The sequence below is a fragment of the Actinomadura logoneensis genome (assembly GCF_003428695.1).
In the GTDB taxonomy this organism is placed as follows: domain Bacteria; phylum Actinomycetota; class Actinomycetes; order Streptosporangiales; family Streptosporangiaceae; genus Spirillospora; species Spirillospora logoneensis.
This window is the reverse complement of sequence record NZ_QURH01000949.1, coordinates 1-8048: the sequence shown is the minus strand read 5'-3', so window position 1 is coordinate 8048 and position 8048 is coordinate 1. Positions and strand designations below refer to the sequence as shown.

General features: G+C 72.3%; 8 protein-coding genes. 5 read left to right on the top strand and 3 right to left on the bottom strand.

Going from position 1 to position 8048, the window contains the following annotated elements:
• The 3 genes from DZF91_RS32090 to DZF91_RS32080 all read left to right on the top strand — a co-directional run.
• On the top strand, positions 1 to 1773 hold a 1773-nt coding region (locus tag DZF91_RS32090; protein WP_117360810.1), incomplete at its 5' end, for a SpoIIE family protein phosphatase.
• A 30-nt stretch (positions 1774 to 1803) separates the two neighbouring features.
• On the top strand, positions 1804 to 2133 hold the full coding sequence (locus DZF91_RS32085) for an STAS domain-containing protein (protein ID WP_117360809.1): 330 nt from the start codon (positions 1804 to 1806) through the stop codon (positions 2131 to 2133).
• An 8-nt stretch (positions 2134 to 2141) separates the two neighbouring features.
• The gene (locus DZF91_RS32080) at positions 2142 to 2510 is read left to right on the top strand and encodes an ATP-binding protein (RefSeq protein ID WP_235834716.1); all 369 of its coding nucleotides are present in this window, start codon (positions 2142 to 2144) and stop codon (positions 2508 to 2510) included.
• Positions 2511 to 2733: 223 nt separating this feature from the next.
• Here the strand turns inward: DZF91_RS32080 and DZF91_RS32075 are convergent, their stop codons facing one another.
• On the bottom strand, positions 2734 to 4083 hold the full coding sequence (locus DZF91_RS32075) for a class II 3-deoxy-7-phosphoheptulonate synthase (RefSeq protein ID WP_235834715.1): 1350 nt from the start codon (positions 4081 to 4083) through the stop codon (positions 2734 to 2736).
• Positions 4084 to 4288: 205 nt separating this feature from the next.
• Entirely contained in the window at positions 4289 to 5302 is a 1014-nt protein-coding gene (locus DZF91_RS32070) for a sigma-70 family RNA polymerase sigma factor (protein ID WP_235834714.1), read from the bottom strand.
• 132 nt (positions 5303 to 5434) lie between these two features.
• Here DZF91_RS32070 and trxA point away from each other — a divergent pair, with 132 nt between their 5' ends.
• Together trxA and DZF91_RS32060 are read left to right on the top strand one after the other, a co-directional pair.
• Positions 5435 to 5788, top strand: a complete 354-nt coding sequence (trxA, locus tag DZF91_RS32065; protein ID WP_117360806.1) for a thioredoxin — start codon at positions 5435 to 5437, stop codon at positions 5786 to 5788.
• A 127-nt stretch (positions 5789 to 5915) separates the two neighbouring features.
• Entirely contained in the window at positions 5916 to 6791 is an 876-nt protein-coding gene (locus DZF91_RS32060; protein WP_235834713.1) for a putative RNA methyltransferase, read from the top strand.
• Here the strand turns inward: DZF91_RS32060 and DZF91_RS32055 are convergent.
• Entirely contained in the window at positions 6721 to 7611 is an 891-nt protein-coding gene (locus tag DZF91_RS32055) for a nitroreductase family protein (RefSeq protein ID WP_147341490.1), read from the bottom strand. The genes DZF91_RS32060 and DZF91_RS32055 overlap by 71 nt on opposite strands.
• Positions 7612 to 8048 lie beyond the last annotated feature (437 nt).

Sequence of the window (8048 nt, the reverse complement as noted above, 5' to 3'; positions counted from 1 at the left end):
GAGGGCTCCGCCTCGGCGGCGCGGGCCGCGGGCCGCAGGTCCACGCGCCCCACCGGCGGCTCCCTGTCCCGCCGCTCGGAGCCTCCGGCCCTGCCCGCCGCCAACGACCGCCTGCTGCGCACCCCGGCGGGCGTGGAGTCCCTGGAGGACGCCCTCGCCTCCGTCCGCGACCTGCTGGACGCCGAGGGCGCGGCCGTGCTCCTCACCGAGCGCGACGGCACCCTGGTCGTCGCCGCCTCCGCCGGGCTCACCACCGAGCCCGGCCCCGACGAGCTGTCGGTGGTCAACCTCGGCCCCGACGCCCGCGCCGGCACCCCCTGGATCGCCGCCGACACCTCCGACCCGATCGCCGCCGCGCTCCGCGCCCGCTCCATGGCCGCCGCGCCCCTGGAGAACCAGGGCCGCCTCACCGGCCTGGTCGTCGCGGTGTCCGCCGAGCCCGGCCGGTTCGAGCCCGCCGACGGCGCCCGGCTCGGCCGGATCGCCGAGGAGATGGCGCTCTCCCTGGAGAAGGCCCGCGTCGGCGAGCTGGAACGGTCCTGGCGCGGCTGGCTCAGCTTCGTCGCCGAGGCCAGCGACCTGCTCGCCGGAACCCTCGACCAGGAGCGCACCATGGCCCTGGTCGCCCAGCTCGTCGTGCCCCGGCTGGCCACCTGGTGCGCCGTCTACACCGACACCGCCGCGGGACCGCCCGTCCTCGCCTACGTCTGGCACGCCGACGAGACCCGCACCGACGCGCTGCGCGCCCAGCTCGACCGCGCCGCCCAGGGACCCCGCCCCGACGCCCCCGGCCCCTGGCACGGGCTCGCCGAGGGCTCCGGGCCGGAGGCCGCCGGCGCCGTCCACGCCTTCCCGCTCGTCGCGCGGGGCCGCCGCATCGGCGCGATGGTCATCGGCCGCCCGGCGGGGGACCGGTTCCCCCGCAGCGCCCTGGAGCTGGCCGAGGAGCTGAGCCGCCGTGCCGCCCTCGCCATCGACAACGCCCGCCTCTACTCGGCGCAGACCACCATGAGCAGCGCCCTGCAGCGCAGCCTGCTGCCGCCCGGCGTCCCGGACATCCCCGGCCTGGAGGTCGAGGTCGTCTACGAGCCCGCCGGGGAGGGCAGCGAGGTCGGCGGCGACTTCTACGACGTCTTCGAATGCCCCGAACGCGAGGGCGGCCCGGGCGGCCCGCGCGTCGCCGGACCCGTCGAGCGCTGGCGGTTCGCGATCGGGGACGTGTGCGGAACCGGCCCGCAGGCCGCCGCCGTGACCGGCCTGGCCCGGCACGCGCTGCGCATCCTCGCCGCCGAGGAGCTGCCGGTCCCCGACGTCCTCGGCCGGCTCAACCGGCTGATCCTCGGCGAGGCCGAGCGCGGGCGGCTGCTGACCCTGCTGCACGGCGAGATCACGCCGCGCCCGAACCGGGACGGCGTGCGCATCACCCTGACCAGCGCGGGGCATCCGCCGCCGCTGATCCTCGATCCGGACGGGACGGTCCACGAGGTCGGCACCGCGCAGCCTCTGCTCGGCGTCTTCGACGACGTCGCCTTCCACGCCGACACCGTCGACCTGCACCGCGGCCAGGTGCTGCTGTGCGTCACCGACGGCGTCACCGAGCGGCGGCACGGGGGCCGGCTGCTCGGCGACGGGGACGGCCTGGAGCGGCTGCTCGCCGGATGCACCGGGCTCAGCGCGGGCGCGGTCGCCGCCCGGATCCAGCGGGCGGTCCGCGACTTCGGTCCCGAACCCTCCAACGACGACGTCGCGCTCATCGTCCTACGCGCGTCATGATGAGACCGGCTATCGGTAAGGTGGTGTGGTGTGGGGCTTGCCTTGCACACGACTCGAGATGACGACCGCGCGACGATCTCCGCGCGCGGCTCCATTGACCTGCACTCCTCGGACGAGCTGCGGGCCAGGCTGACCGAACTGCTCGACGCGGGGGAACGCGCGGTGGTCGTCGACCTGGCCGCCGTGGACTTCTGCGACTCGTCCGGGCTCAACGTGCTCGTGCGCGCCTACAAGCACGCGCGCGCCCAGAACGCGTCGCTCACCGTGACCGGCGCGTACGGCAGGGTGGAGAACGTCCTGCGCACGACCGGCCTCGACAGGTTCCTGCTCGGCGAGGCGGAGGAGGGAGTCGGTCCATGACGGGAGCTGTGACCGAAACCACACTGCGCGCGGCGCCGCAGACCGAGGCGGTCGAGTACGCCCGGCGGCTCGCCGCCCGCACCATGCGGACCTGGGCCCTCCTGGACCGCGAGGAACTGGTCACCGCCATCGTCGCCGAACTCGTCGCCAACGCCGTCCGGCACGCCGGGACGGCCCTCGAGCTGCGCCTCCAGCGCATCAACGGCCGGGTCCGCGTCGAGGTCCGCGACCGCGCCAGCCAGCTGCCCCGGCTGACCGTCCCCGGCCCGCTGGACGAGTCGCACCGCGGCCTGTTCATCGTCGACCGCTTCGCCACCGCCTGGGGCGCCGAGCCCGTCACCGGCGGCAAGGTCGTCTGGGCGGAAGTGGCCCTGTAGGGCCGCCAGAGCCCCGAAGAGCCCCGGCCCCGAAAAGCCCCGTAGGACCCGCCACTTCCGGGCGTCCTTCGACACGGAGCGGCCCGCGACGGCGTCACTCAGCGAGATGAGCGCGTGATGCCGCCGCAGGCCGGCCGGTCCGTTCTCTCCGATCGGCGCGGTCTTCTCAGCCGGCCCCGTCTCCTCGACCGGGCCGGCCGATCACCGTCGCGACCGGTGGGCGTCAGTCGAGGCGCCGGTAGAGCTCGGCGACCATGAACGCCAGGTCGAGCGACTGGCCGCGGTTGAGCCGCGGATCGCAGGCCGTCTCGTACCGCTGGTGCAGGTCGGCCTCGTCGATCTCGTGCCCGCCGCCGACGCACTCGGTGACGTCGTCGCCCGTGAACTCGATGTGGATGCCGCCCGGGTGGGTGCCGAGCGACCGGTGCACCGCGAAGAACCCGGCGACCTCGTCCAGCACGTCGGTGACCCGCCGGGTCTTGTGCCCGGACGGGGCCTCGAAGGTGTTGCCGTGCATCGGGTCGCACACCCACGCGACCGGGCCGCCGTTGCGGGTCACCTTCTCCACCAGCGGCGGCAGCGCGTCGCGGATCCGGTCGGCGCCCATCCGCGTGATGAACGTCAGCCGGCCCGGCTCACCGTGCGGGTTCAGCTTGTCCATCAGGGCCAGGGCGTCGTCGGCCGTGGTCGTCGGGCCCAGCTTCACCCCGATGGGGTTGTGGATGTGCCGCAGGAACTCCACGTGCGCGCCGTCCAGCTGCCGGGTCCGCTCGCCCAGCCACAGGAAGTGCGCCGACACGTCGTAGGGGGAGCCGGTGCGGCTGTCGATGCGGGTCAGCGCCCGCTCGTACTCCAGGATCAGCGCCTCGTGGCTGGAGTAGAACTCCACCCCGTGGAACTCGTCCGGATTGGCGCCGCACGCCTTCATGAACGTCAGCGCCCGGTCGATCTCGCCCGCGAGCTGCTCGTAGCGCCGCCCGGCGGGACTCTGGGCCACGAAGTCCTGGTTCCAGGCGTGCACCTGCCGCAGGTCCGCGTAGCCGCCCTTGGTGAACGCCCGGCACAGGTTCAGCGTCACCGAGGACGAGAAGTACGCCTGGAGCAGCCGACGCGGGTCGTTGCGCCGCTCGTCCGGCGAGAACCCCAGGCCGTTGACCGCGTCCCCCCGGTAGGCGGGCAGCTCGACGCCACCGCGCACCTCGACCGGCTTTGACCTGGGCTTGGCGAACTGGCCTGCCATCCGCCCGATCTTCACCACCGGGACGCTGGCGGCGTAGGTGAGCACGACCGCCATCTGGAGCAGCGTCTTGAGCTTGTTGCGGACGTCGTCGGCGGTGGCCCCCGCGAACGTCTCCGCGCAGTCGCCGCCCTGCAGGACGAACGCCCGCCCGTGCGTCACCTCCGCGAGCTGGTTCTTCAGCTGGTCGCATTCGCCCGCGAAGACCAGCGGGGGCTGTTTGGCGAGTTCGGCGGCCACGGCCTCGACCTCGGCCGGGTCGTCCCAGGTGGGCTGCTGCAGTGCCGGGAGGCCGCGCCAGGCGTCCAGCTCCCCCGTGACGCTAGAGGTACTCACGGTGGACAAGGCTATGGCACAACGCGCCCGCCGGTCTTGGAAGGACGGCGCACTCGGCATGATTCCGACACCTGACGGTCACTCCCCGGCAACCGGAGGAACACGAACGCCGCCGCGAGCGGGACTCGCGGCGGCGTTCGGCAGGGTCTGGCGGGGGGTTCGGCGGAGGCCCGGGCCCGTGCTGCGGGGGCGGGGAGGGCTCCGGTCAGGCGGCCCGGCTCCGGGAGCGGGGATCCACGGCGTGCGGCCGCGGACGCTCTGCGGCAGTGGTCAGAGTGCGGGTCCCGGCGGGCTCGTGCTCGGTCGCCATCTGCCGGAGGCGGCGCAGCGACCGGTCGGTGATCTGCCGCACGCGGTTGTGGCTCAGTCCGTACCGGGCGCCGATCTGCGCGTACGACAGCGGCTGGCCGTTGTCCATGCCGAAACGTGCGCGCAAGATGGCGGACTCCCGCTCGGGCAGCCGCTCCAGCATCCGGTCGAGGCCCTCGAGGTCGTCCAGCGCGACGACCTCGGCCTCGGGCGTCACGGCCTCCGGGTCCTCCAGCAGGTCGCCCATGGCGGTCTCACCGGCGTCGTCGACGGTGGCGTCCAGGCTGGCGGGGTCGCGCCGCCAGCTCAGCAGCTCGTCCACGTGCTCCGGATCGGCGCCCACCGTCTCGGCCAGCTCCTCGCGGGTGGGCTCCCGGCCCAGCTCGCGGCTCAACTGGCGCTCGGCGCGCCGCAACCGGGACAGCTCCTCCTCCACGTGGACGGGCAGCCGGATCGTCCGGGCGGTGTGGCTCAGTCCGCGCCCGATCGCCTGGCGGATCCACCAGGTGGCGTACGTCGAGAACTTGAAACCACGTCGGTAGTCGAACTTCTCCACCGCGCGCATCAACCCGAGGTTGCCCTCCTGGATGAGGTCGATGAGCGGAAGCGAGTCCGTGGGGTACTTGCGGGCGATGGAGACGACGAGCCGCAGGTTGGCCTCGACGAAGCGCTGCTTAGCGCGCAGCCCTGCCTGGACAAGCTCCTCCAGTTCCTCGCGCGAGGTGCCGGAGGGCACGCGGTCCTCTTCGAGCAGCTGCTCGGCGTAGAGCCCGCCCTCGATCGCCTTCGCCAGGTCGACCTCTTCCACCGCGTCCAGCAGCGGCGTACGACCGATCCGGTCGAGATACGCCCCGACGAGGTCCTTGTCGGGGGTGTCGACCCTGTCGCCCTTGTTACGGGTTGCAGCCATCCTGACCCTTCTCCGGTGCGATCTCCCTAAGAGGAGAACGCTAATTACCGCCCTGTGATTCCCGACTTGGGAATACTTCGGTGGCGTACGCCGCTCTACCTGACCTGATACCCGGACCGAGGAGAAAACGACATGGCGACGGTCACACTGACCGAGGAGAACTTCGACGAGGTCGCCCGGGGCGACGGCATCGTCCTGGTCGACTTCTGGGCGGCCTGGTGCGGACCGTGCCGCATGTTCGCCCCGGTGTTCGAGAAGTCCGCGGAGAAGCACCAGGACATCACCTTCGCCAAGGTGGACACCGAGGCCGAGCCGGGGCTGTCCCAGCGCTTCGGGATCTCCTCGATCCCCACGCTGATGGCGATCCGGGACGGCGTGATCGTCTTCGCCGAGCCCGGCGCCCTGCCCGAGCAGGCGCTCGAGAGCGTCATCGAGCAGGTCGAGAAGCTGGACATGGACGACGTCCGGAGCCGCCTCAAGTCCTGAGGCCGGCGCCTCAAATCCTGAGAGACGACGCTCAGACGCGGGCGCGCCCGCCCCTACCGGCGGGCCGGTCTGTCGCGACATCCTCCGGCCGCTCCCGAACGGGGCGGCCGGACGGCTCGCGTACGGGATGCACGATGATGGACGGGTGCTCGCCGACGTCGTCCCCTTCCTGATCTGCCCCGTGTGCCGCCGGCCCCTCGCGCAGGACGACCGGGGGCTGCGCTGCCCGGAACGGCACAGCTTCGACGTCGCCCGCCAGGGGTACGCGAACCTGCTCCCGGGCAATGCCCGTCCCGGCACCGCCGACACCCCCGAGATGGTCCGCGCCCGGGCGGAATTCCTCGCCGCGGGGCACTTCGCGCCGATGGCCAAGGCCGTGGCGCGGCTCGCGTCGTCCTCGACCGGCGAGACGGACCCCCATGGCGGCTGCCTCCTGGACGCCGGTGCCGGAACGGGGTACTACCTGAGCGCCGTCCTGGACGAACCCGAGGCGCAGAAGACACCGGGCCTCGCTCTGGACATCTCCAAGCACGCCGCGCGGCGCGCGGCCCGGGCGCATCCGCGGATCGGCGCGATCGTCGCGGACCTCTGGCGTCCCCTGCCCGTCGCCGACGGAGCGGCGGTCGCGATCATCAACATCTTCGCCCCTCGAAACGCGGAGGAGTTCCATCGCGTCCTCCGGCCGGGCGGCTCCCTGATCGTGGTCACCCCGTCCAGTCGGCACCTGGGACCGCTCGTCGGATCGCTCGGCCTCCTCAAGGTGGACGAGCAGAAGGCCGAACGCACCGACGCGGCCCTCGCCGAACACTTCGAGCTTCTCTCGCGGGAGAACCTGGAGTTCGAGGCGTCTCTGACCCACGACGAACTCCTGACGCTCGTGGGCATGGGGCCGAGCGCCCATCACATCTCCGCGGACATCCTCACGGAGAGGCTCAGCGGACTGCCCGACCCCAGTCCGGTGCCGCTGTCGTTCGTGCTCTCGCGGTTCCGCCGCAGGTCGTAGTCCGGGGCGCCGGCGCCGAGATCTCCAGCAGGACCTGCGGGACCTCCCCCGGCGTGAGGAGCGACCACGACCGCTCGCCCTCGCCGTCCGCGCCCAGGACCTCGTACAGGAACGACACGGCCGCGGAGTGCACCGACGCGTCCAAGAGCACGCGCTGCAGCGCCTGTCCTGCGCGCATCCAGGCCCGGGGCCCGTCACCGCGCGTACTGAGCACCGCCCGCCGGACGTTGTCCCCGTTCGTTGCCCGAAGCAGACGAAACGTGACGCCCTCCAGACGAGCCGCCTCCGCGAGCCCGTGCAGGAACAAGGCGTTCGGAAGACTTCGGTGGCCCGGCCGGCGCACCGGATTCGGCCGCATGGTCGCCGCGTAGAGAAGACGGTCGGAACGAGACGTCCGGCGCGCGCGTACGAGGCGGACCCGTGCGAGGAGAGTCGGATCGTCATCGTCGGGCAGCAGCCGGACGACCGCTCCGTGGCCCAACTGCGCCGCCGCCAGGCGGAGATTCACGAGGGCGGCGCCGCAGCCGAGATGGAGGCCCCTGCCCTGCGGATCGTCCATGGCCCGGAACCGGTCCGGCTCGGCCCGCGCCTCGATCGCGCCGCCCGACGGCCGGAACCGCCAGGCCCGGATGTCGTGGACCGACGTCCCCATGGTCGCGGCGACGACCAGACGCTCTGCCGAGGACCGTCCGCCGACGGGGGAGAAGGGGTACATACGGCGCTCCCTGCGGCCAACCGGACGGGATGGGCCGAACCGTACCGCACGTCCATCGGCGGCCCCCAGGCCCCCGACCTGCGCCGGTGACGCCGATTTGACCATGGTCCGAACGCCTCCTAAAGTCTTCACTGCCCCGAGGGGATGCGGGACGCCGACACCGGCGGACGGCCCCGGGGAGCCAGACCGGAAAATCGGTTCGAGCCAGTCTCGGCCTGAGGTACGATGGTCTGGTAAGCCCGAGACGGGATGCAGGACGCCGGAGAGGCGGTCGGCCCGGCGGGTACTTCACGAAGCGACAGCATCAGCCGACTTGGATTCGGTCGATGGTCGACGCCCGTGAAGCCGATGAAGTTCACGAGTCACATCGTCCGAAACAGTCGATTTGACAAGCGAGCGGAACCCGGTAAGTTAGAAGGGTTGCCCCGGAGCGAGGTTCACGGAAGTGAACCGAGCGCGGTGGGTGTCCGTTTCTTGAGAACTCAACAGCGTGTTAAAAGCCAGTGCCTTTATAGATCAGGCAAGTGTCTGATCACCCCGTG

Bases quoted from the DNA above. Each gene is read 5' to 3' on its own strand.
- DZF91_RS32070 (WP_235834714.1), bottom strand. From the start codon at position 5,302: ATGGCTGCAACCCGTAACAAGGGCGACAGGGTCGACACCCCCGACAAG.
- trxA (WP_117360806.1), top strand. From the start codon at position 5,435: ATGGCGACGGTCACACTGACCGAGGAGAACTTCGACGAGGTCGCCCGG.
- DZF91_RS32060 (WP_235834713.1), top strand. From the start codon at position 5,916: ATGCACGATGATGGACGGGTGCTCGCCGACGTCGTCCCCTTCCTGATC.
- DZF91_RS32055 (WP_147341490.1), bottom strand. From the start codon at position 7,611: ATGGTCAAATCGGCGTCACCGGCGCAGGTCGGGGGCCTGGGGGCCGCC.